Here is a 22477-nt window from a genome sequence, read left to right as displayed (position 1 = left end):
TGGATCCGGTTGGTCACCCTTTTTCCTCATCGCCAGCCGCTGCCGCCGCCGGCAAGGTAAACCCCGACACCGAACGGCGCAGTTGGCTGGCCATTTTCGCCAGGTTGCCGATGCTTTCGGCGGTGGCGGTGGAGCCCGAGGAAGTCTGCGTGGTGATCTGCTGGATCACGTTCATGGTCAAGGAAATCTGCCCCGCCGAGGTGGTCTGTTGCTGCGCCGCGTTGGAGATGCTCTGGATCAGCGCCGCCAGGGTCTTGGACACACCTTCGATCTCTTCCAGGGCGACGCCGGCGTCCTGGGCCAGTCGCGCACCGCGCACCACTTCGGTGGTGGTCTGCTCCATGGAAATCACCGCTTCGTTGGTGTCGGCCTGGATCGCCCGCACCAAAGTTTCGATTTGCCGGGTCGCCGCCGAAGAACGCTCGGCCAGGCGTTGCACTTCATCGGCCACCACCGCGAACCCGCGCCCGGCATCACCGGCCATGGACGCCTGGATGGCGGCGTTGAGGGCCAGGATGTTGGTCTGGTCGGCGATGTCGTCGATCAGGCTGACAATGTCGCCAATTTCCTGGGACGACTCACCCAGGCGCTTGATGCGCTTGGCGGTGTCCTGGATCTGCTCGCGAATGTTGTCCATGCCGTGAATGGTGTTGTGCACCACCTCGTTACCCTTGTTGGCAATCTCCACCGAACGTTCGGCCACCGCCGACGATTCGGCGGCATTGGCCGACACCTGGTCGATGGACTGGGCCATTTCATTAATTGAAGTCGAAGCTTCGGAAATTTGCTGGGCCTGGTGCTCGGACGCCTGGGCCAGGTGCATCGCCGTGGCCTGGGTTTCCTGCACGGCGGCGGCGACCTGGCCGGCGGTGAGGTTGATGGTCGCCACCAGATCCCGCAGTTGGTCCACCGAGTAGTTGATGGAGTCGGCGATGGTGCCGGTGAAATCCTCGGTGACCGAGGCCGTGACGGTCAGGTCGCCGTCGGCCAGGTCCTCGATTTCATCCAGCAGCCGCATGATCGCGTTCTGGTTGCGCTCGTTCTTTTCCGCGGTTTCGTGCAACTGGCGGTTGGTCTCGCGGACCATCACCAGCCCGATCAGGATGATCGACATCAGCGCCAGCAGGCCCAGCACATAACCGCCGATGGTATTGACGGAACGCCCGCCGGCCAGGTTTTCGAAGGCCGTGGCCAGGTGCGAAGCCTCGTCGAGCAAGGTCTGCGACAGGTTGAAGATATTGCCGGCCGATTCGCGGACCTTGAACAGCTCCGGTGAGGTCTCGAGGATTTCATCCACCGAGCCGGAGACGAACTCGAACAGCTCGCTGATTTCGCTCAGTCGCGCCCGGGCATCGCGGTCCTGGACCTGGGAGATTTTCAGGGCCGGGTCACCTTGCAACATGCCATTGAGCACCTGGCCAAAACGCGCCGCGTCGCGACCGAAGGTATCGGCGGCCTGGCTGGCGTTTTCGTCCCCCGCCAGCACGGTATTCACTGCGCCGAGAATCCGCTCGGCCAGCAGGGACTGGCGCTGGGCCATGGCCACCTGGGTGGCGGGGGCGCCCCGTTGCAGCAGGATTTCGACGACTTTTTCGTACTCGACCTGCAACTGCGGCACGGTTTCGGCCAGGGTGGCCGCCACCTGGTGCAGCGACAGCACAGTCTGTTCGCTGGAGAGGATGGCATCGGTGTTCTTGAGCAGGCGCTCCCAATCCAGCTGCACGGCGCGCATCTGCGGGCGCAGGGTGGCGGGCGCAGGCGGCAGGCCGGTCACCGGGTCGCCCTGTTTCAGGTAGCCCCAGCGCTGGGCGAAGTCATTGCGCGCATCGCTCAGCAGCTTGAACGCCGCAGGCTTGCCGGCGGCGGCCTCGGTGGCGTTCTTGGCGATGCGCTGGGACAGCACCCGCAGCTCACCGGCATGGCCGATGTACTGTTTGTCGTAGGTGGATTGGGTGTTGAGGTAAGCGAAGTTGGCGAACAGCAGCACGATGAAGACGATCAGCGCGACGAACAGCACGATGATCTGCGAACGACTGCGCGACGCTTCCAGTGGCTTGCCTGTTTTTGCTTTGATCATCGGTTCTCGCCTGTGCTACCCAGTCCAACTCACTCACCGTGGTCCCCATGTGGGAGCGAGCTTGCTCGCGATAGCCTTGGATCAGTCAGCATTGCTCTGGCTGACCCACCGCAATCGCGAGCAAGCTCGCTCCCACAAGGGGCCTGCGCTGCATCTCGTCAAATCGCCACATCCATGAACCCCGGCGACCGCGCCAGGGCAAACGGGCTGAACACTTGCCACTCGCGCTCGCCGCCGAACCGGCCCTTGACGAAGGCCGCTTCGGGGCCGTCGTGGTCGTCCACCAGCATCGGTTCCAGGCTGTCCTGGGCAAAGTGCTGCAGCCCGAGGACCTCGTCCACCAGCAACCCGGCGAACACCTCGTCGTGGTCCACCACCAGCACCCGCCGTTGCTTGCGCACGGTGGACAGCTCATGGCCGAAGAACCCGCACAAATCCATCAACGGCAACAAGCGCCCACGCAGGTTAGCCACGCCGCGCACCCACGGCTTGACCCCGGGCAAATGCGTGTGACGAGGCTCGTGCAGCACTTCGCTGACTTCGCCCATCGGCGCCACGTACCAGTGCTCGCCCAGGCGAAAGCCGATGCCGCTCCAGCCGGCACGGTGGGTCGGCTGGGAAGGCAGGTCCGCCCCCAGCAGCCGGCAACGCCGGTCGATCTGCAGCAGCAGTTCGAAGGCCGTCAGGGATTGGCTCATGGCCGCGCCGTCAACCCGCCAGCACTTTGTTCAGGGTCGCGATCAGGGTTTCTTCGTCCACCGGCTTGGTCAGGTAGTCCTTCGCCCCCTGGCGCGTACCCCAGACCTTGTCGGTGTCCTGATCCTTGGTGGTGATGATGATCACCGGGATATGGCCGGTGTCCGGGTCCTTGGTCAACTGGCGCGTGGCCTGGAAACCATTGAGGCCGGGCATGACGATATCCATCAGCACCGCATCGGGTTTTTCCTGGCGGGCCAGCGCCACGCCATCGGCGCCATTCTCGGCCTTCAGGACCTGATGGCCGTGCTTTTCCAGCATGCCGGTCAGTTTGTACATTTCAGTCGGCGAATCATCGACGATCAGAACTCGTGCCATGGTGTTCCCCATTTTCTTGTTGACCCCAGGCCCGTTGGCCGAGTGTCATTAATGTGCCTGGTGCGGCTGGACAGCGGCAAAGCCCGGGACATGGGCCTGTATCGCCCCCAGCAGTTCTTCCTTGCTGAACGGCTTGGTCAAAAACTGATCGGAACCGACGATGCGCCCCTTGGCCTTGTCGAACAACCCATCCCGGGACGACAGCATGATCACCGGCGTGGCCTTGAATGCGCTGTTGTTCTTGATCAGGGCACAGGTCTGGTAGCCATCGAGGCGCGGCATCATGATGTCGACGAAGATGATGCCCGGATGATGGTCGGCGATCTTGGCCAGGGCATCGAAACCGTCGATCGCCGTGATCACCTCGCAGCCCACGTTGCGCAGCAAGGTTTCGGCGGTGCGGCGGATGGTCTTCGAGTCGTCGATGACCATGACCTTCAAGGCGCTGGGTTGCTGTTGCGTAGAGTGCTCTGCCATTGCCGCTGCGGACCGGTTTTTAACGCCTGAGAGTGAACGACAGCGCAAACCCTTGATGTTCAAGGCCCGCACGTCACATGGCAGCCTTTTTAGCACAGTCTCCATCGCCGATCTATCGGCCGCTGGGCGCGGTGGTTTTTCCTTGACCGCCAATCTTCCGGGCGCCACTCTGACGCCACTTTTTCACGCCATTATGTGCCCATCATATTTCGAGGAACCAAGCCATGAGCGTACGCGTCGGCATTGTCATGGACCCTATCGCCAGCATTTCCTATAAAAAGGATAGCTCGCTGGCCATGCTGCTGGCCGCTCAGAAGCGCGGCTGGGAGCTGTTCTACATGGAGCAGCGCGACCTCTACCAGGCCGAAGGCCAGGCGCGGGCGCGGATGAAGCCGCTGAACGTCTTCGCCAACCCTGAGAAGTGGTTCGAGCTGGGCGACGAGCGCGATGCGCTGCTCAGCGACCTGGACGTGATCCTGATGCGCAAGGATCCGCCGTTCGACATGGAGTTCGTGTACTCCACCTACCTGCTGGAACAAGCGGAAAACGCCGGCGTGCTGGTGGTCAACAAGCCCCAGAGCCTGCGCGACTGCAACGAAAAGCTGTTTGCCACGCTGTTCCCGCAGTGCACGCCGCCGACCATCGTCAGCCGCCGCCCGGACGTGTTGCGCGAATTTGCCGACCATCACGGCGACGTGATCCTCAAGCCCCTGGACGGCATGGGCGGGTCCTCGATCTTCCGGCACACCGCCGGCCACCCGAACCTGTCGGTGATCCTGGAAACCCTGACGCTGCACGGCAAGCAGCAGATCATGATCCAGGGCTACCTGCCGGCTATCGTCGATGGCGACAAACGCATCCTGATGATCGACGGCGAACCGGTGGACTATTGCCTGGCGCGTATCCCGGCGGCCGGTGAAACCCGGGGCAACCTGGCGGCCGGCGGACGTGGCGAGGCGCGGCCGTTGACCGAGAAGGACCGCTGGATCGCTGCCCAGGTCGGCCCGACCCTGCGGGAAAAAGGCCTGTTGTTCGTGGGCCTGGACGTGATCGGCGAGCACCTGACGGAAATCAACGTCACCAGCCCGACCTGCATCCGCGAGATCGATAACGCCTTTGGCACCGACATCGGCGGCATGCTGATGGATGCCATCGATCAGAAGCTCAAGGCTCGTTGATCCAGATCTGCTGAAGGAAACCCACATTGCGTTATCATGCCCGGCCTGAAAAAAACGCGATGTTGGTTTCCTTGTCATGACACTCCCGTCCGATCTGCCCCTAGAGCTCGCCCATCGTGGCGTGCGCCCGGCCGATCGCCTCGGTTTTACCCTGTTCCTGGCGGCGTTGATCCACCTGGCCTTGCTGCTGGGCGTCGGGTTTGCCACGGTCGAGCCGAAACAGATCAGCCAGACCCTGGAAATCACCCTGGCCACTTTCAAGAGCGAGACCAAGCCCAAGAAGGCCGACTTCCTCGCCCAGGAAAACCAGCAAGGCAGCGGCACCCTGGAAAAAAAGGCGATCCCCAAGACTACCGAGATCGCGCCCTTCCAGGACAACACGGTGCAGAAAGTCACCCCGCCGCCAGCGGCCAAGCCCGAAGTGCAGGAAACGGCGCCCAAGGCGGCCGTGACCACCGTCGCGCCGAAACCGAAGAAAGCCCCGGTCAAGGAAGAGGTCAAGCCTGATCCCAAGCCCCAGGCCCCCTTGCCTACCTTCGACAGCTCCCAACTGTCCAGCGACATCGCCAGCCTGGAAGCCGAACTGGCCCAGGAGCAACAGCTCTACGCCAAGCGCCCGCGCATCCACCGCCTGAGCGCCGCTTCGACCATGCGCGACAAGGGTGCCTGGTACAAGGACGAGTGGCGCAAGAAGGTCGAGCGCATCGGCAACCTCAACTACCCTGACGAAGCGCGGCGCAAGCAGATCTACGGCAACCTGCGGCTAATGGTCTCGATCAATCGGGACGGTTCGTTGTATGAAGTGCTGGTGCTCGAATCCTCCGGCCAGCCGCTGCTGGACCAGGCCGCCCAGCGGATCGTCCGTCTGGCGGCACCGTTCGCGCCGTTTACCGGGGACCTGTCGGACATCGACCGGCTGGAAATCATCCGCACCTGGAAATTCGCCCGCGGCGACCGGCTGTCCAGCAACTGATAACCACCCAATCCCCTTGTGGGAGCGAGCTTTGTGGGAGCAAAGCTTGCTCGCGATCCAGGCGCTGCGGTCCTCAAGAGACCGCAGCGTTTTCATCGCGGGCAAGCCTTGCTCCCACAAAGCCCGCTCCCACATTTGATTGGTGTCGCCAGCCAGATCGGAGCATTTCCTGCACATCCCCAGCTTGTCAGTTCGCCCCTGCCCCGCCACACTAGCGCCTATGAAAAACGTCAGCCCCACCTACCTCAAGCATCACTTCCTGATTGCCATGCCGCACATGGCCGATCCGAACTTTGCCCATACCTTGACCTACATCGTCGAGCACACGGCCAATGGGGCCATGGGGCTGGTGATCAATCGCCCGCAGGAGCTGAACCTGGCGGACATTCTTGAGCAACTGCGGCCCGAGATCGAACCGCCACTCTTGTGCCAGCACGTGCCGATTTTCATCGGTGGCCCGGTGCAGACCGACCGCGGCTTCGTGCTCCATCCGTCGGGCCCCAAATACCAGGCCACGGTGGACCTGGACGGCTTGTCGCTGTCCACTTCCCAGGACGTGCTGTTCGCCATCGCCGATGGGGTCGGCCCGGAGAAAAGCCTGATCGCCCTCGGCTATGCCGGTTGGGAACCCGGGCAACTGGAAGCCGAGCTGGCCGACAACGCCTGGCTGACCTGCCCGTTCGACGCCGACATCCTGTTCAACACCAGCAGCGAACTGCGCCTGGAAGCGGCGGCCAGCCGGTTGGGGGTCAACCTCAGCCTGCTCACCAGCCAGGCAGGACACGCCTGATGGCCCTGCGCTTGCTGCTGGGCTTCGATTACGGCACCAAACAGATCGGCGTAGCGGTCGGCCAGGTCATTACCGGCCAGGCCCGCGAGTTGTGCACCTTGAAAGCGCAGAACGGTGTTCCGGACTGGAACCAGGTCGAAGCGCTGATCAAGGAATGGAAACCCGATGCCGTGGTGGTCGGCCTGCCGCTGAACATGGACGGCACGCCCAGCGACATGTGCCTGCGCGCCGAAAAGTTCGCCCGCCGGCTCAATGGCCGCTACAACCTGCCCTTCTATACCCATGACGAGCGCCTGACCACCTTCGAGGCCAAGGGCGAGCGCCTGGTGCGCGGCGGGCAGAAAGGCAGCTACCGCGACAACCCGGTGGACGCCATCGCCGCCGCCCTGCTGCTGCAAGGCTGGCTCGACGCCAACGCCGCCCTGTTCGAAACCTGATTTTTTACAAAGCGCCGCCAAGGCGCTTTCTTTTAGCGACAAGCCGCGCCACTCACCACCGGCCCGGGAACCTGAAGGAGCCAGCATGAGCCTGCCCAATCCTGCCGAACTGATCAGCCAGATGGCGATTCGTCTCACGGCACACCTGGAACACCGCGGCATCAGCGAACCGCGCTACATCGGCATTCGCACCGGTGGCGTCTGGGTCGCCCAGGCCTTGCTCGAAGCACTGGGCAGCCAATCGCCGCTGGGCACCCTGGATGTGTCCTTCTACCGCGACGACTTCAGCCAGAACGGCCTGCACCCGCAAGTACGCCCCTCGGCGCTGCCGTTCGAGATCGAAGGCCAGCACCTGGTGCTGATCGACGACGTGCTGATGAGCGGCCGGACCATCCGCGCCGCCATGAACGAACTGTTCGACTACGGTCGCCCGGCCAGCGTGACGCTGGTGTGCCTGCTGGACCTGGACGCCGCCGAGCTGCCGATCCGGCCGAACGTGGTCGGCGCGACGCTGACGCTGGCCGCCCATGAGCGGGTCAAGCTCTCCGGGCCGTCGCCGCTGCAACTCGAACTGCAAGACCTTGCCCTTTAACTGCCCTTGTAAGAGTCCATCGCGATGACGCCTCTCGAAACCAAGCGCCCGCTGCAGCTCAACGATCAGGGCCAGCTGCGGCACTTCCTGTCCCTCGACGGCCTGCGCCGCGAGCTGTTGACGGAAATCCTCGACACTGCCGACTCGTTCCTCGAGGTCGGTGCCCGGGCAGTGAAGAAAGTCCCGTTGCTGCGCGGCAAGACCGTGTGCAACGTGTTCTTCGAAAACTCCACCCGCACCCGCACCACCTTCGAACTGGCGGCCCAGCGCCTGTCGGCGGACGTGATCACCTTGAACGTGTCCACGTCCTCGGCGAGCAAGGGCGAAACCCTGCTCGACACCTTGCGCAACCTCGAAGCCATGGCCGCCGACATGTTCGTCGTGCGCCACGGCGACTCCGGCGCAGCGCATTTCATTGCCGAACACGTGTGCCCGCAAGTGGCGATCATCAACGGCGGCGACGGCCGTCACGCCCACCCGACCCAGGGCATGCTCGACATGCTGACCATCCGTCGGCACAAGGGCAGCTTCGAAAACCTGTCGGTGGCCATCGTCGGCGACATCCTGCACTCGCGGGTCGCCCGCTCGAACATGCTGGCCCTCAAGACCCTCGGTTGCCCGGACATCCGCGTGATCGCGCCGAAAACCCTGCTGCCCATCGGCGTCGAGCAATACGGCGTGAAGGTCTACACCGACATGACCGAAGGCCTCAAGGATGTCGACGTGGTGATCATGCTGCGCCTGCAACGCGAGCGCATGACCGGCGGCCTGCTGCCCAGCGAAGGCGAGTTCTACCGCCTATTCGGCCTGACCACCGCCCGCCTGGCCGGGGCCAAGCCGGATGCCATCGTCATGCACCCGGGGCCGATCAACCGCGGCGTGGAGATCGAGTCGGCGGTGGCCGACGGCCCGCACTCGGTGATCCTCAACCAGGTGACCTACGGCATCGCCATCCGCATGGCCGTGCTGTCCATGGCCATGAGCGGGCAAACGGCCCAGCGCCAATTCGACCAGGAGAACGCCCAGTGAAGCTCAGCATTCTCGGCGCACGCGTGATCGATCCAGCCAGTGGCCTGGATCAAGTGACTGACATTCATATCGATGCCTGCAAGATCGTCGCCCTGGGCGCCGCGCCCACCGGTTTCGTGGCGGCTGAAATCCTCGACGCCCAGGGCCTGGTGGCCGCGCCGGGCCTGGTGGACCTGAACGTCGCCCTGCGCGAACCGGGCTACAGCCGCAAAGGCAGCATCGTCAGCGAAACCCGGGCCGCCGCTGCCGGTGGCGTGACCAGCTTGTGCTGCCCACCGCAGACCAAACCGGTGCTGGACACCTCGGCCGTGGCCGAACTGATCCTCGACCGCGCCCGCGAAGCCGGCAACACCAAGGTCTTCCCGATCGGCGCACTGAGCAAAGGCCTCGACGGCGAGCAACTGGCCGAACTCATCGCCCTGCGGGACGCCGGTTGCGTGGCGTTCGGCAACGGCCTGAACAGTTTCCGCAACACCCGCACCCTGTGCCGCGCCCTGGAATACGCGGCGACCTTCGGCCTGACGGTGATCTTCAATTCCCAGGATCACGACCTGGCCGAAGGTGGCCTGGCCCACGAAGGCCCGACCGCCAGTTTCCTCGGCCTGCCGGGCATCCCGGAAACCGCCGAGACCGTGGCCCTGGCCCGGGACCTGCTGTTGGTGGAACAAAGCGGCGTGCGCGCCCACTTCAGCCAGCTGACCAGCGCCCGCGGCGCGGCGTTGATCGCCCAGGCCCAGGCCCGCGGCTTGCCGGTGACCGCCGATGTGGCGCTGTACCAGTTGATCCTGACCGACGAGGCGCTGATCGACTTCAACAGCGTCTACCACGTCCAGCCGCCGCTGCGCACCCGCGCCGACCGCGATGGCCTGCGCGAGGCGGTGAAGTCCGGGGTGATCTCGGCCATCTCCAGCCATCACCAACCCCACGAGCGCGATGCCAAGCTGGCCCCGTTCGGCGCCACCGAGCCGGGCATCAGCAGCGTCGAACTGCTGCTGCCGCTGGCCCTGACGCTGGTGGAAGACGGCTTGCTGGACCTGCCGACCTTGCTGGCCCGCCTGAGCGCCGGCCCGGCCCAGGCGCTGCAATTGCCAGCGGGGAAACTGGCGGTGGGCGCCCCGGCGGACCTGGTGCTGTTCGACCCTGCCGCGTCCACCGTGGCCGGCGAAGCCTGGCGCTCCAAGGGCGACAACTGCCCGTTCCTCGGTCACAGCCTGCCGGGAGTGGTGCGCTATACCCTGATGGATGGGCGGATCACCCACCAGGCCTGATACCGCGCCTATCGCGAGCAAGCTCGCTCCCACAGGGGGATCTTCGGTGAACACATGATGTGTGAACACCTCGATCCAATGTGGGAGCGAGCTTGCTCGCGATACAGGCGACTCGGTCTTACTGAAAAGCACCCCGCTTCTGCGCATTACGAATCGACACCTGATCGTTCAGCGTCCAGAAGTCATACAGCACCCCGAGAAAAAACACCCCGCCGGTCAGCAGGTAAATAATCCCGCTGATCCACTTGCCCTGATACATCCGGTGTACGCCCAGCACCCCGAGAAACGTCAGCAGAATCCACGCCACGCTGTACTCGATCGGCCCTGGGGTGAAACGCAGGTCCGCCTCGCGGTCCATGGCCGGGATCAGGAACAGGTCGATCAGCCAACCGATGCCCAGCAGGCCGAAGGTGAAGAACCAGATCGTCCCCGTGACCGGCTTGCCGTAATAGAAACGGTGGGCGCCGGTAAAACCGAAAATCCACAGCAGATACCCGATGACTTTGCTGTGGGTATCGCGGATTGCGTCCTGCTGATAGCTGTTCATGAATGGCCTCTTTTGCCTCGATAGAAAAATTTGTTCGGACTTTTTGTGACTTTTTTGTGTCTCGCCGACAAGCGGTCCTGGGCGACACGAACCGGGGAAACCCCCGTGTCACGGGGGTTCTGTCGGACAATCAAGCCCAATTGTCGCCATTGTGCAGGGTTTACGCTGGGTTTCGAATCGACAAACGGCCTCGGAATGGCAAAAAAAGCTGTTATAAAGTTGCGCGCTAACCTTTAAGAGCCTTGCCTAATGCGTCCATTTTTCAAGACATGGCTAACCATTTGCCTATTATTGCCACTGGCCGCCCACGCCACCAATCGTGAGCAACGTCTTCCCAACGTCAACGGCTACACCCCGAAATCCCATGTTTCTGCTCCTTCGAGCAAGAACAAGCCAAGCGTCCAGCGCGTGGGCACGGCCAACAGCAAGCTGGTGCCGCCCATGGCGACCAAAGCGAGCAGCAACGTGCTGAGCCGCGCCGTGAATGTACTCGGCACACCTTATCGTTGGGGCGGCAGCAGCCCAAGTAAAGGCTTCGATTGCAGCGGGTTGGTGAAATACGCTTTCAACGACGCCACGTTCGATCTGCCACGCACGTCCAACGCCATGGCCGCCGGTCATGGCGAGAAAGTCGAGCGCAAGGATCTCAAGCCCGGCGACCTGATTTTCTTCAAGCTCAAGAGCCGCCGGGTCAACCACGTGGCCATCTACCTGGGCAACGACCGTTTCATCCACGCCCCACGCCGTGGCAAGTCGGTGACCATCGACACCTTGAACAAGCCGTACTGGGACACCCACTACGTAGTGGCCAAGCGGGTATTGCCGAAAGAACCAGGTGCGCTGCGCGTGGTTCAGCGCTGATCAAGCATTTGTGTCACAGCTGATGCCCCCATCGCGAGCAAGCTCGCTCCCACACTTGATTTTCAGTGCTCACAGAAATTGTGTCCGCCGCAAATCAAATGTGGGAGCGAGCTTGCTCGCGATGAGGCCTGCAAAAGCGCTGCAAATCTCCTGACAGATCCCCTAGAAATTATCCGGCGTACGCGCCCGCTCCCGGGCATGTTCGCGGCTGATCAGGCCCTTGTTCACCAAGTCCTTCAAACACATGTCCAGGGTTTGCATCCCCAGCGAGCCGCCGGTCTGGATGGACGAGTACATCTGCGCCACCTTGTCTTCACGGATCAGGTTCCGGATGGCCGAGGTCCCCAGCATGATTTCATGCGCCGCGATCCGGCCGCCGCCGATCTTCTTGATCAGCGCCTGGGAAATCACCGCCTGCAACGACTCCGACAACATCGAGCGAACCATGGACTTTTCATCGCCCGGGAACACATCCACCACCCGGTCGATGGTCTTGGCCGCCGAGGTGGTGTGCAAGGTGCCGAACACCAGATGCCCGGTTTCGGCGGCGGTCAGCGCCAGGCGGATGGTTTCCAGGTCGCGCATCTCGCCCACCAGGATCACGTCCGGATCCTCCCGCAGGGCTGAACGCAGCGCCGTGGAGAAACTTTGGGTGTCGCGGTGCACCTCGCGCTGGTTGATCAGGCATTTGCGCGGCTCGTGAACGAATTCGATAGGGTCTTCGATGGTGAGGATGTGATGGTGCTTATGGCTGTTGAGGTAGTCGATCATGGCCGCCAGGGTGGTGGACTTGCCCGAACCGGTCGGCCCGGTCACCAGCACCAGCCCGCGCGGCGATTCGGTCACCTTGCGAAACACCTCGCCCATTCCCAGGTCTTCCATGGTCAGGACTTTCGACGGAATGGTCCGGAACACCGCCCCCGCGCCGCGATTCTGGTTGAAGGCGTTGACCCGGAATCGCGCGACGCCCGGCACGTCGAAGGAAAAGTCAGTCTCCAGAAACTTTTCGTAATCCACCCGTTGCCGGTCGTTCATGATGTCGTAGATCAGCTCATGCACCTGCTTGTGGTCCAGCGCCGGCAGGTTGATCCGTCGCACATCGCCATCCACGCGGATCATCGGCGGCAGCCCGGCGGACAGGTGCAGGTCCGACGCCCCCTGTTTGGCGCTGAACGCCAGCAGTTCAGTGATATCCATAGCGCTCCTCAATTCCAGTAGAATGCCGCGAACCTCACCGCTGGCGCTTCCTTTATGTCCACGATAGCAGACAACATTGCTCAGGTTAGTTCGCGCATCCGCACGGCGGAGCAGACCGCCCAACGTGCCGAAGGCAGTGTCCAACTGCTGGCCGTGAGCAAGACCAAGCCTGCCCAGGCCCTGCGTGAAGCCTATGCCGCCGGCCTGCGGGACTTCGGCGAGAATTACCTGCAAGAGGCCCTGGGCAAACAGGTCGAATTGACCGACCTGCCCTTGATCTGGCACTTCATCGGCCCCATTCAATCGAACAAGACGCGCGCTATCGCCGAACACTTCGACTGGGTGCATTCCGTGGATCGCTTGAAAATTGCACAGCGCCTGTCCGAGCAGCGCCCGGCCGAGTTGCCGCCGCTGAACATCTGCATTCAGGTCAACGTCAGCGGTGAAGCCAGCAAATCCGGCTGCACCCCGGCGGACCTGCCCGCCCTGGCCAGCGCCATCAGCGCTTTGCCACGCCTGAAGCTGCGCGGGCTGATGGCGATTCCCGAACCCACCGAAGAACGTGCCGCCCAGGATGCAGCCTTCGCCGCCGTTCAACGCCTGCAAGCCAGCCTGGCACTGCCGCTGGACACGCTTTCCATGGGCATGAGCCACGACCTCGAGTCGGCCATTGCCCAAGGCGCCACCTGGGTGCGCATCGGTACTGCCCTGTTTGGTGCCCGCGACTATGGTCACTCCTGAACCATGACCGACTCATCTCTTTATAAGGACCTGTCATGAGCAACACGCGTATTGCCTTCATCGGCGCCGGCAACATGGCCGCCAGCCTGATCGGCGGCCTGCGGGCCAAGGGCCTGGACGCTTCGCTGATCCGCGCCAGCGATCCGGGTGAAGAGACCCGCACCCGAGTGAGTGCCGAGCACGGCATCGAAACCTTCGCCGACAATGCCCAGGCCATCGACGGCGCCGACGTCATCGTGCTGGCGGTCAAGCCGCAAGCGATGAAAACCGTCTGCGAAGCCCTTCGCCCCAGCCTCAAGCCCCATCAACTGGTGGTGTCGATTGCCGCTGGCATCACCTGTGCCAGCATGAACAACTGGCTCGGCGAGCAGCCGATCGTACGTTGCATGCCCAACACGCCGGCGCTGTTGCGCCAGGGCGTCAGCGGCCTGTTCGCCACGCCACACGTGAGCGCCGAGCAACGCCAGCAGGCCGAAACGCTGCTGTCGGCCGTCGGCCTGGCCCTGTGGCTGGACACCGAACAGCAACTGGACGCGGTCACCGCCGTCTCCGGCTCCGGCCCGGCGTACTTTTTCCTGCTGATCGAAGCCATGACCGCCGCTGGCGAAAAACTTGGCCTGACCCGGGAAACCGCCGCCCAGTTGACCTTGCAGACCGCCCTCGGTGCCGCGCACATGGCGGTGTCGAGCGACGTCGATGCGGCCGAGCTGCGTCGTCGCGTGACCTCGCCGGCCGGCACCACCGAAGCGGCCATCAAATCGTTCCAGGCCGGGGGCTTCGAAGCCCTGGTGGAAAAAGCACTCGGCGCCGCCGCGCACCGCTCGGCCGAAATGGCCGAACAACTGGGCCAATAAGGAGCCATTCATGATTGGATTGAACACTGCAGCGGTCTACGTGCTGCAAACCCTCGGCAGCCTGTACTTGCTGATCGTGCTGTTGCGTTTCGTGCTGCAACTGGTGCGCGCCAACTTCTACAACCCGCTGTGCCAGTTCATCGTCAAGGCCACCCAGCCGCTGCTCAAGCCGCTGCGCCGGATCATCCCGAGCCTGTTCGGCCTGGACATGTCGTCGCTGGTCCTGGCGATCCTCGTGCAAATGGCGCTGATGGCCCTGACCCTGCTGCTGACCTACGGCACCACCGGCAACCCGCTGCAATTGCTGATCTGGTCGCTCATTGGCGTGACCGCGCTGTTCCTGAAGATCTTCTTCTTCGCCCTGATCATCAGCGTGATCCTGTCGTGGGTCGCGCCGGGCAGCCATAACCCGGGGGCCGAACTGGTGAACCAGATCTGCGAGCCGGCCCTGGCGCCGTTCCGTCGCATCGTGCCGAACCTGGGCGGCCTGGATATCTCGCCGATCCTGGCGTTCATGGTGCTCAAGCTGATCGACATGCTGGTGATCAACAACCTGGCGGCGATGACCATGATGCCGGAAATCCTGCGGCTGCTGATCTGACCCGATACCGGCCTGATCAGTCAGCACCTCTCTCAGTGGGAGCAAAGCTTGCTCGCGAAACAGGCGCCTCGGTCCCCAAAAGACCGCATCGGCCCCATCGCGGGCAAGCCTTGCTCCCACAGGGTCTACGTTCACCGAAGAATCAGCGCCGCCCTTTGCTTGCCGCCCGCCACAGCGGTCTTTAGACTTACGCCTCATTTCAACGCGAGCAGGGTCGATGCCAGCTGCCTTTCCCCCCGATTCCGTTGGTCTGGTGACGCCGCAAACGGCGCATTTCAGCGAGCCCCTGGCCCTGGCCTGCGGCCGTTCGTTGCCAGCCTATGACCTGATCTACGAAACCTACGGCACCCTCAATGCCACGGCGAGCAATGCCGTGCTGATTTGCCACGCCTTGTCGGGGCATCACCACGCCGCCGGCTACCACAGCATCGACGACCGCAAGCCCGGCTGGTGGGACAGTTGCATCGGCCCGGGCAAGCCCATCGACACCAGCAAGTTCTTCGTGGTCAGCCTGAACAACCTGGGCGGCTGCAACGGTTCCACCGGCCCCAGCAGCCTCAACCCGGACACCGGCAAGCCCTTCGGCGCCGATTTCCCGGTGCTGACCGTGGAAGACTGGGTCCACAGCCAGGCCCGCCTGGCCGACCGCCTCGGTATCGGCCAGTGGGCCGCCGTGATCGGCGGCAGCCTGGGAGGCATGCAGGCCCTGCAATGGACCATCACTTACCCGGACCGCGTGCGCCACTGCCTGGCAATCGCCTCGGCCCCCAAGCTGTCGGCGCAAAACATCGCCTTCAACGAAGTGGCGCGCCAGGCGATCCTCACCGACCCCGAATTCCACGGCGGTTCGTTCCAGGAACACGGCGTGATTCCCAAGCGCGGGCTGATGCTGGCACGGATGGTCGGGCACATCACCTACCTGTCCGACGACTCCATGGGCGAGAAATTCGGCCGTGGCCTCAAGAGCGAAAAGCTCAACTACGACTTCCACAGCGTCGAGTTCCAGGTCGAGAGCTACCTGCGCTATCAGGGTGAAGAATTCTCCGGGCGTTTCGACGCCAACACCTACCTGTTGATGACCAAGGCGCTGGACTACTTCGATCCGGCGGCGAACTTCGACGATAACCTGGCGAAAACCTTCGCCAATGCCACCGCCAAGTTCTGCGTGATGTCGTTCACCACCGACTGGCGCTTCTCCCCGGCGCGCTCGCGGGAGCTGGTGGACGCGCTGATGGCCGCGCGCAAGGACGTCTGCTACCTGGAAATCGACGCGCCCCAGGGCCACGACGCCTTTTTGATCCCGATCCCGCGCTACCTGCAGGCGTTCGGCAACTACATGAACCGTATAACGCTGTGAGGACGCCATGAGAGCCGATCTGGACATCATCCAGGAATGGATCCCCGCCGGCAGCCGCGTGCTCGACCTGGGCTGCGGCAACGGCGAACTGCTGACCTGGCTGCGGGACAACAAACAGGTCACCGGCTACGGCCTGGAAAACGACCCGGACAACATTGCCGAATGCGTCGCCAAGGGCATCAACGTCATCGAGCAGGACCTGGACAAGGGCCTGGGCAACTTCGCCAGCAACAGCTTCGACATCGTGGTCATGACCCAAGCCCTGCAAGCGGTGCACTACCCGGACAAGATCCTCGACGAAATGCTGCGGGTCGGGCGCCAGTGCATCATCACCTTCCCCAACTTCGGTCACTGGCGCTGCCGCTGGTACCTGGCGAGCAAGGGACGCATGCCGGTTTCGGATTTCCTGCCCTACACCTGGTACAACACGCCGAACATCCACTTCTGCACCTTCAAGGATTTCGAAGCGCTGTGCCGCGAACGCGAAGCCAAGGTCATCGATCGCCTGGCCGTGGACCAGCAGCACCGCCACGGGTGGGCCAGCAAGCTATGGCCTAATCTGTTAGGTGAAATAGGCATCTATCGGGTCAGCAGCCCAGGCCTTGCCGATTACCAGGTCGCGGTGTAAGCCCCGGCCTCACCAGGAGCACGACATGAAACGTCTAGCGTTGTTTCTCATCACCGCTTGCCTGAGCGTGGGCGCCATGGCCGCCGACGTCATCAAGGGCGAGCGTAAGGAAGTGTTCGGTGATATCACCGTGCACTACAACACGTTCAACTCCACCTTCCTGACGCCGGAGATCGCCAAGGCTGCCGAGCTGATTCGCAGCAAGAACCAAGGTGTGATCAATGTCTCGGTGATCAAAAGCGGCAAGCCATTGATCGCCGACGTCAGCGGCACGGTGAAGGACCTGACCAGCAAGACAGTCCCCCTCTCCTTCCGCCAGATCACCGAACAAGGCGCGATCTATTACATCGCCCAGTATCCAGTGGACCAACAGGAAACCCGCACCTTCGAGATCAAGGTGCAAACCGGCGACAAGATCAACACCATCAACTTCAACCAGGAACTGTTCCCCGGCGAATGATGAACCTCACCCAACTCGTACTGGCCAGCCACAACGCCGGCAAACTCAAGGAACTGCAGGCCATGCTTGGCGGGTCGGTGCAGTTGCGCTCGATTGGCGAATTCAGCCAGGTGGAACCGGAAGAGACCGGCCTGTCGTTCGTGGAAAACGCCATCCTCAAGGCCCGCAATGCCGCACGCATCTCGGGCCTGCCGGCGCTCGCCGACGACTCCGGGCTGGCCGTGAACTTCCTCGGCGGCGCACCGGGCATTTACTCGGCCCGTTACGCTGACGGCAAGGGTGACGCGGCGAACAACGCCAAGCTGCTCGATGCCCTCAAGGACGTGTCCGAAGCCGAGCGCGGCGCGCAGTTCGTCTGTGTGCTGGCCCTGGTCCGCCACGCCGACGATCCGCTGCCGATCCTCTGCGAAGGCCTGTGGCACGGGCGCATTCTTACCCAAGCCAGCGGCGAGCACGGTTTTGGCTACGACCCGTTGTTCTGGGTGCCAGAGCGCAATTGCTCCAGCGCCGAGCTGGGGCCGGTGGAAAAGAACCAACTGAGCCACCGCGCCCGTGCCATGGCCCTGCTGCGTCAACGCCTGGGCCTGCAATGACCGACGACGCCCCCGCCCCCCTGATCCATGGCGGTGCACAAACCCCGCGGGCGCCGCTCCCGGTGCTGCCGCCCCTGGCGCTGTACATCCACATCCCGTGGTGCGTACGCAAATGCCCCTATTGCGACTTCAACTCCCATACCGCCAGCCCGCAGCTGCCGGAGGAGGAATACGTCGATGCTTTGCTGGCCGATCTCGATCAGGACCTGCACGGGGTTCATGGCCGCGAACTGAGCTCGATCTTCTTCGGAGGCGGTACGCCAAGCCTGTTCAGTGCCCAGGCCCTGGGCCGATTGCTCAAGGGGGTCGAGGCGCGGATACCCTTCGCCCAGGACATCGAAATCACCCTGGAAGCCAACCCCGGCACGTTCGAGCAAGAAAAATTCGTCGCTTACCGGGCCTTGGGCATCAACCGCCTGTCCATCGGCATCCAGAGCTTCCAGCAGGCCAAGCTCGAAGCCCTGGGGCGGATCCATAACGGTGACGAGGCGGTGCGCGCCGCCGGCATGGCCCGCCAGGCCGGGTTCGACAACTTCAACCTGGACCTGATGCATGGGCTGCCCGACCAGTCCCTCGACGACGCCTTGAGCGACCTGCGCCAGGCCATTGCCTTGAAGCCGACTCACCTGTCCTGGTACCAGCTGACGTTGGAGCCGAACACGGTGTTCTGGAACCAACCGCCGACCTTGCCCGAAGACGACACGCTGTGGGATATCCAGGAAGCCGGGCAGGCCTTGCTGGCCGAACACGGCTACGCCCAATACGAAGTCTCGGCCTACGCCCAGCCCGGTCGGGCGGCGCGGCATAACCTCAACTACTGGAGCTTCGGCGACTTCATCGGCATCGGCGCCGGCGCCCACGGCAAGCTCAGCCATCCGGACGGGCGCATCGTGCGCACCTGGAAGACCCGACTGCCCAAGGACTATCTCAATCCGGCCAAAAGCTTCCAGGCTGGCGAGAAAACCCTGGCCAATGAAGAACTGCCGTTCGAGTTCCTGATGAACGCCCTGCGCCTGACCGCAGGCGTGGACGCGCGGCTGTACCCGGAACGCACCGGGTTGCCCCTGCAAAGCCTGGCCGAAGGCCGGCGCGAGGCCGAACAAAGCGGGTTGTTGCAGGTCGAACCGACACGTCTGGCGGCCACCGAGCGCGGACAGCTGTTTCTCAATGACTTGCTGCAGACATTTCTGAGCTGATCAACACAAGGAAATCGAATGGATCTGGTACTCGACCTGCTGGCCACCGTGTCCCGCTGGAGCCGCAGCAACCTGTCGGAAATCTCCCTGGCATTGGTAGGTTGCCTGCTGGTGCTGTTTGGTGCCGACATCAAGGGCTGGGTCGACCAACGCCTGGGCAGCATCGCCGGCGCCTTGCGCGTCCCCTTGATCGCCCTGCTGTGCATGATCGGCAGCGGTGCCGCGCTGATCTATGCCACGCCATGGATCGTCAGGGGCTTGAGCCAGTTCAACAACTACAGCCTGGCGCCGGTGTTGTTGGTGGTGCTGGTGTTGATTGGCGTGGTGGCGGATCGGCGCTGATTTCGACCATTACACAAAACAAATGTGGGAGCGAGCTTGCTCGCGATGGCGGTATAACAGTCAACATTGATGTTGGATGTCATGCCCTCATCGCGAGCAAGCTCGCTCCCACAAGGGATCCTGTTTCAACAGGATCTTCTGATGCTTACGCCACCTTCTCGAACTTCAAATCCCAAACCCCATGCCCCAGCCGTTCGCCACGGCGTTCGAACTTGGTGATCGGCCGTTCGGCCGGGCGTGGCACGCACTTGCCGTCTTCGGCCAGGTTGCGATAGCCCGGGGCAACGTTCATCACTTCCAGCATGTACTCGGCGTAGGGTTCCCAGTCGGTGGCCATGTGCAGCACACCGCCGACCTTCAACTTGCTGCGCACCAGTTCAGCGAACGACGCCTGGACGATACGGCGCTTGTGGTGCCGGCTTTTGTGCCAAGGATCCGGGAAGAACAGCATCAGCCGGTCGAGACTGTTGTCGGCCACGCAGCGGTTGAGCACTTCGATGGCATCGCAATCGTAGACCCGCAGGTTGGTCAGCCCTTGGGTCAGCACGCCGTTGAGCAGCGCACCGACACCGGGACGGTGGACTTCCACCCCGATGAAATCCTGCTCCGGCGAAGCGGCGGCCATTTCCAGCAACGAGTGGCCCATGCCGAAGCCGATTTCCAGCGAGCGCGGGGCCGAGCGGCCGAACACCTGGTCAAAATCCACCGGTGCATCGGCCAGGGGCAGGACAAACAGCGGCGCGCCCTGCTCCAGGCCGCGCTGCTGGCCTTCGGTCATGCGCCCGGCGCGCATCACGAAACTCTTGATGCGGCGGTGCTGGCGCTCTTCGCCTTCTTCCGGCAGGACCGGCGTGTCGTTCGATTCAGTCATCAATGGCTCTTACTTGATCAGACCATCCAGCGGCGAGGAGGCGCTGGCGTAAAGTTTTTTCGGCATGCGGCCGGCCAGGTACGCCAGGCGACCGGCGACGATGGCGTGCTTCATGGCTTCGGCCATCAGGACCGGCTGCTGGGCGTGGGCGATGGCCGAGTTCATCAGCACCGCTTCGCAACCCAGCTCCATGGCGATAGTGGCGTCGGAGGCGGTGCCGACACCGGCATCCACCAACACCGGGATCTTGGCTTCTTCCAGGATGATCTGCAGGTTGTACGGGTTGCAGATCCCCAGGCCAGTGCCGATCAGGCCGGCCAGCGGCATGACCGCGATGCAGCCGATTTCCGCCAGTTGACGGGCAATGATCGGGTCATCGCTGGTGTAGACCATCACGTCGAAACCTTCCTTGACCAGGGTTTCGGCGGCCTTGAGGGTTTCGATCACGTTGGGGAACAGGGTTTTCTGGTCCGCCAGCACTTCCAGCTTCACCAGGTTGTGGCCGTCGAGCAGCTCACGGGCCAGGCGGCAGGTGCGCACGGCCTCGATGGCGTCGAAGCAACCGGCGGTGTTCGGCAGGATGGTGTAGCGATCCGGCGGCAGGATATCCAGCAGGTTCGGTTCGCCCGGGTTCTGGCCGATGTTGGTCCGGCGCACGGCGACGGTCACGATCTCGGCGCCCGAGGCCTCGATGGCCAGGCGGGTTTCTTCCATGTCGCGGTATTTGCCGGTACCTACCAGCAAGCGCGACTGGTAGGTACGACCGGCCAGGACGAAGGGCTTGTCGCTACGAACGATGCTCATGGGAAATCCTCTGTTGGGGTGAGGTTCTTGCGAAATGCTGCGAAACCGAGGCGGCTAGCCACCACCGATGGCGTGGACCACTTCGACCGAATCGCCGTCGTTCAACGTGGTTTCGGCGTGCTGGCTGCGCGGGACGATATCCAGATTGAGCTCCACCGCGACGCGACGTCCAGCCAGTTCCAGACGGGTCAGCAGGGCCGCAACGGTTTCACCGTCGGGCAGTTCAAGGGGTTCGCCGTTCAACTGAATGCGCATGCCGGATGCCGCCATCATTTTTAGGGGCTGGCATTCTAGCCCGATCAGTCAGGGCGACCCAAGCCATTCGTCATGAAATGGACCGGCAGGTCAGCCCAGCCGCCAGGCGGCAAGCCCCAGGCACAACCAGCCGATCAGGAACGCCACGCCACCCAACGGGGTGATGATGCCCAGCTTGCTGATACCGGTCAGGGTCAACAGGTACAGGCTGCCGGAGAACAACAGGATGCCGATGACAAACGCAATCCCGGCCCAGGTGACGACGCGTCCGGGAATGTGCGTGGCCAGCAACGCAACGCCCAGCAACGCCAGGGTGTGCACCAGTTGGTAGGTGACGCCGGTGTGGAAAATCGCGAGGTAATCGGCGCTCAGGCGATTTTTCAGGCCATGGGCGGCAAATGCCCCCAGCGCCACGCCCGTAAAACCGAAAAAAGCCGCCAGCATCAGAAAGCTACGCAACATGGGAACTCCAGTCAGACTCGGTGGACAGGGTCTGTATAATGGCCCGCTCGACGGGTTCGGCCAAGCCATCTCTATGCTGCGTTTATTGTTTCGACGATTCCTTAAAGCCCTGCTCTGGTTCGCCGTCGGCAGCGTCGTGCTGGTGCTGCTGTTTCGCGTGGTGCCGCCGCCGTTCACCGCACTGATGATCGAGCGCAAGGTTGAATCCTGGTTCGGCGGTGAGCCGATCGACCTGCAACGCACCTGGCAGCCTTGGGACCGGATTTCCGACAGCCTCAAGGTGGCGGTGATCGCTGGTGAAGATCAGAAATTCCCCGAGCACTGGGGCTTCGACATTGGCGCGATCCAGGCCGCCTTCGCTCACAATGGGCGTGGCGGTTCGATTCGCGGCGCCAGCACCCTCAGCCAGCAAGTGTCCAAGAACCTGTTCCTGTGGTCGGGCCGCAGTTGGCTGCGCAAAGGCCTGGAGGCCTGGTTCACCGCGCTGATCGAGGTGCTCTGGCCCAAGCAGCGGATCCTTGAGGTGTACCTCAACAGCGTCGAGTGGGATGACGGTGTGTTCGGGGCGGAAGCCGCAGCACGCCACCACTTCCGCACCAGCGCCGACGCCTTGTCCCGGCAACAGGCCAGCCTGCTGGCGGCGGTATTGCCCAACCCGCGGAAGTGGAGCGCCAGCCGGCCGAGCCCCTATGTGCTACGGCGGGCAGGCTGGATTCGCCAGCAGATGAGCCAGCTGGGGGGCGACAGCTACCTGCTGGAGCTCGATCGTTCGCGGCGAGCGCCCTGGGCGCAGTAGCCCAGACACTGAAACCC

General features: G+C 63.2%; 28 protein-coding genes. 18 read left to right on the top strand and 10 right to left on the bottom strand.

Annotated elements, in window-relative coordinates; genetic code table 11:
* Positions 1 to 13: 13 nt before the first annotated feature.
* The 4 genes from J4E53_RS11195 to J4E53_RS11180 all read right to left on the bottom strand — a co-directional run bounded on the left by J4E53_RS11195 (position 14) and on the right by J4E53_RS11180 (position 3628).
* Complete coding sequence (locus J4E53_RS11195; protein WP_060740213.1) at positions 14 to 2077, bottom strand: methyl-accepting chemotaxis protein; 2064 nt, start codon at positions 2075 to 2077, stop codon at positions 14 to 16.
* Positions 2078 to 2235: 158 nt separating this feature from the next.
* A complete protein-coding gene (locus J4E53_RS11190; RefSeq protein ID WP_060740212.1) occupies positions 2236 to 2775 on the bottom strand; it encodes a chemotaxis protein CheW in 540 nt (179 codons plus the stop codon).
* Between the two features lie 10 nt (positions 2776 to 2785).
* A complete protein-coding gene (pilH, locus tag J4E53_RS11185; protein ID WP_003206465.1) occupies positions 2786 to 3151 on the bottom strand; it encodes a twitching motility response regulator PilH in 366 nt (121 codons plus the stop codon).
* Positions 3152 to 3199: 48 nt separating this feature from the next.
* Positions 3200 to 3628: a PleD family two-component system response regulator gene (locus tag J4E53_RS11180; RefSeq protein ID WP_060740211.1), complete on the bottom strand. Its 429-nt coding sequence runs from the start codon at positions 3626 to 3628 to the stop codon at positions 3200 to 3202.
* Between the two features lie 224 nt (positions 3629 to 3852).
* On the opposite strand from J4E53_RS11180, the gene gshB reads away from it, so the two are divergent.
* The 7 genes from gshB (at position 3853) to J4E53_RS11145 (ending at position 9895) form a co-directional block, all read left to right on the top strand.
* Positions 3853 to 4806: a glutathione synthase gene (gene gshB, locus J4E53_RS11175; protein WP_060740210.1), complete on the top strand. Its 954-nt coding sequence runs from the start codon at positions 3853 to 3855 to the stop codon at positions 4804 to 4806.
* Between the two features lie 76 nt (positions 4807 to 4882).
* Complete coding sequence (locus tag J4E53_RS11170; RefSeq protein ID WP_060740209.1) at positions 4883 to 5779, top strand: energy transducer TonB; 897 nt, start codon at positions 4883 to 4885, stop codon at positions 5777 to 5779.
* A 220-nt stretch (positions 5780 to 5999) separates the two neighbouring features.
* Positions 6000 to 6569, top strand: a complete 570-nt coding sequence (locus tag J4E53_RS11165) for a YqgE/AlgH family protein (protein WP_053126215.1) — start codon at positions 6000 to 6002, stop codon at positions 6567 to 6569.
* Positions 6569 to 7006 carry a Holliday junction resolvase RuvX gene (ruvX, locus tag J4E53_RS11160; RefSeq protein WP_003177497.1) on the top strand — a complete coding sequence of 146 codons (438 nt, stop codon included), beginning with the start codon at positions 6569 to 6571 and terminating at the stop codon, positions 7004 to 7006. The genes J4E53_RS11165 and ruvX overlap by 1 nt, the downstream gene beginning before the upstream one ends.
* Before the next feature lie 85 nt (positions 7007 to 7091).
* A complete protein-coding gene (gene pyrR, locus J4E53_RS11155; protein WP_060740208.1) occupies positions 7092 to 7598 on the top strand; it encodes a bifunctional pyr operon transcriptional regulator/uracil phosphoribosyltransferase PyrR in 507 nt (168 codons plus the stop codon).
* A gap of 24 nt (positions 7599 to 7622) precedes the next feature.
* Complete coding sequence (locus tag J4E53_RS11150) at positions 7623 to 8627, top strand: aspartate carbamoyltransferase catalytic subunit (RefSeq protein ID WP_003177495.1); 1005 nt, start codon at positions 7623 to 7625, stop codon at positions 8625 to 8627.
* On the top strand, positions 8624 to 9895 hold the full coding sequence (locus J4E53_RS11145) for a dihydroorotase (RefSeq protein ID WP_060740207.1): 1272 nt from the start codon (positions 8624 to 8626) through the stop codon (positions 9893 to 9895). The genes J4E53_RS11150 and J4E53_RS11145 overlap by 4 nt, the downstream gene beginning before the upstream one ends.
* Before the next feature lie 118 nt (positions 9896 to 10013).
* Here J4E53_RS11145 and J4E53_RS11140 read toward each other — a convergent pair whose 3' ends face one another.
* On the bottom strand, positions 10014 to 10442 hold the full coding sequence (locus J4E53_RS11140) for a TM2 domain-containing protein (protein WP_060740206.1): 429 nt from the start codon (positions 10440 to 10442) through the stop codon (positions 10014 to 10016).
* Between the two features lie 249 nt (positions 10443 to 10691).
* Between J4E53_RS11140 and J4E53_RS11135 the strand changes: the two genes are divergently transcribed.
* Positions 10692 to 11303, top strand: coding sequence for a C40 family peptidase (locus J4E53_RS11135; RefSeq protein WP_060740205.1), 612 nt, complete (start codon positions 10692 to 10694; stop codon positions 11301 to 11303).
* A 162-nt stretch (positions 11304 to 11465) separates the two neighbouring features.
* Here J4E53_RS11135 and J4E53_RS11130 read toward each other — a convergent pair whose 3' ends face one another.
* Positions 11466 to 12500: a type IV pilus twitching motility protein PilT gene (locus J4E53_RS11130; RefSeq protein WP_060740204.1), complete on the bottom strand. Its 1035-nt coding sequence runs from the start codon at positions 12498 to 12500 to the stop codon at positions 11466 to 11468.
* 54 nt (positions 12501 to 12554) lie between these two features.
* On the opposite strand from J4E53_RS11130, the gene J4E53_RS11125 reads away from it, so the two are divergent.
* From J4E53_RS11125 to J4E53_RS11085, 9 genes are all read left to right on the top strand, one after another.
* A complete protein-coding gene (locus J4E53_RS11125; RefSeq protein WP_060740203.1) occupies positions 12555 to 13241 on the top strand; it encodes a YggS family pyridoxal phosphate-dependent enzyme in 687 nt (228 codons plus the stop codon).
* A 35-nt stretch (positions 13242 to 13276) separates the two neighbouring features.
* Entirely contained in the window at positions 13277 to 14095 is an 819-nt protein-coding gene (proC, locus tag J4E53_RS11120) for a pyrroline-5-carboxylate reductase (RefSeq protein ID WP_060740202.1), read from the top strand.
* A 10-nt stretch (positions 14096 to 14105) separates the two neighbouring features.
* Complete coding sequence (locus J4E53_RS11115) at positions 14106 to 14696, top strand: YggT family protein (RefSeq protein WP_060740201.1); 591 nt, start codon at positions 14106 to 14108, stop codon at positions 14694 to 14696.
* A gap of 217 nt (positions 14697 to 14913) precedes the next feature.
* Complete coding sequence (locus tag J4E53_RS11110; RefSeq protein ID WP_046063237.1) at positions 14914 to 16053, top strand: homoserine O-acetyltransferase; 1140 nt, start codon at positions 14914 to 14916, stop codon at positions 16051 to 16053.
* 7 nt (positions 16054 to 16060) lie between these two features.
* Positions 16061 to 16681, top strand: coding sequence for a methionine biosynthesis protein MetW (gene metW, locus J4E53_RS11105; protein ID WP_060740200.1), 621 nt, complete (start codon positions 16061 to 16063; stop codon positions 16679 to 16681).
* A 25-nt stretch (positions 16682 to 16706) separates the two neighbouring features.
* Positions 16707 to 17141: a DUF4426 domain-containing protein gene (locus J4E53_RS11100; protein WP_060740199.1), complete on the top strand. Its 435-nt coding sequence runs from the start codon at positions 16707 to 16709 to the stop codon at positions 17139 to 17141.
* A complete protein-coding gene (gene rdgB, locus J4E53_RS11095) occupies positions 17138 to 17734 on the top strand; it encodes an RdgB/HAM1 family non-canonical purine NTP pyrophosphatase (RefSeq protein WP_103308877.1) in 597 nt (198 codons plus the stop codon). The genes J4E53_RS11100 and rdgB overlap by 4 nt, the downstream gene beginning before the upstream one ends.
* Positions 17731 to 18930, top strand: a complete 1200-nt coding sequence (hemW, locus tag J4E53_RS11090) for a radical SAM family heme chaperone HemW (RefSeq protein WP_092474683.1) — start codon at positions 17731 to 17733, stop codon at positions 18928 to 18930. The genes rdgB and hemW overlap by 4 nt, the downstream gene beginning before the upstream one ends.
* A gap of 18 nt (positions 18931 to 18948) precedes the next feature.
* Positions 18949 to 19272 (top strand): DUF3392 domain-containing protein, encoded by a 324-nt coding sequence (locus J4E53_RS11085; RefSeq protein WP_060740196.1) that lies wholly within the window; start codon positions 18949 to 18951, stop codon positions 19270 to 19272.
* 145 nt (positions 19273 to 19417) lie between these two features.
* On the opposite strand, the gene trmB is transcribed toward J4E53_RS11085, so the two are convergent.
* The 4 genes from trmB to J4E53_RS11065 all read right to left on the bottom strand — a co-directional run bounded on the left by trmB (position 19418) and on the right by J4E53_RS11065 (position 21664).
* On the bottom strand, positions 19418 to 20143 hold the full coding sequence (trmB, locus tag J4E53_RS11080) for a tRNA (guanosine(46)-N7)-methyltransferase TrmB (protein ID WP_014340682.1): 726 nt from the start codon (positions 20141 to 20143) through the stop codon (positions 19418 to 19420).
* A 9-nt stretch (positions 20144 to 20152) separates the two neighbouring features.
* Positions 20153 to 20947 carry a thiazole synthase gene (locus J4E53_RS11075; RefSeq protein ID WP_060740195.1) on the bottom strand — a complete coding sequence of 265 codons (795 nt, stop codon included), beginning with the start codon at positions 20945 to 20947 and terminating at the stop codon, positions 20153 to 20155.
* A 54-nt stretch (positions 20948 to 21001) separates the two neighbouring features.
* Positions 21002 to 21202 (bottom strand): sulfur carrier protein ThiS, encoded by a 201-nt coding sequence (thiS, locus tag J4E53_RS11070; RefSeq protein WP_060740194.1) that lies wholly within the window; start codon positions 21200 to 21202, stop codon positions 21002 to 21004.
* 90 nt (positions 21203 to 21292) lie between these two features.
* Complete coding sequence (locus J4E53_RS11065) at positions 21293 to 21664, bottom strand: DUF423 domain-containing protein (RefSeq protein WP_060740193.1); 372 nt, start codon at positions 21662 to 21664, stop codon at positions 21293 to 21295.
* 73 nt (positions 21665 to 21737) lie between these two features.
* Between J4E53_RS11065 and mtgA the strand changes: the two genes are divergently transcribed.
* Complete coding sequence (gene mtgA, locus J4E53_RS11060; protein WP_060740192.1) at positions 21738 to 22460, top strand: monofunctional biosynthetic peptidoglycan transglycosylase; 723 nt, start codon at positions 21738 to 21740, stop codon at positions 22458 to 22460.
* The last annotated feature ends 17 nt before the right edge of the window (positions 22461 to 22477 follow it).

The sequence above is a fragment of the Pseudomonas sp. FW305-28 genome, from assembly GCF_017351395.1.
GTDB classification, from domain to species: Bacteria; Pseudomonadota; Gammaproteobacteria; order Pseudomonadales; family Pseudomonadaceae; genus Aquipseudomonas; species Aquipseudomonas fluorescens_AA.
The sequence above is the reverse complement of the archived record's forward strand: the minus strand, read 5'-3'. Positions and strand labels throughout refer to the sequence as shown.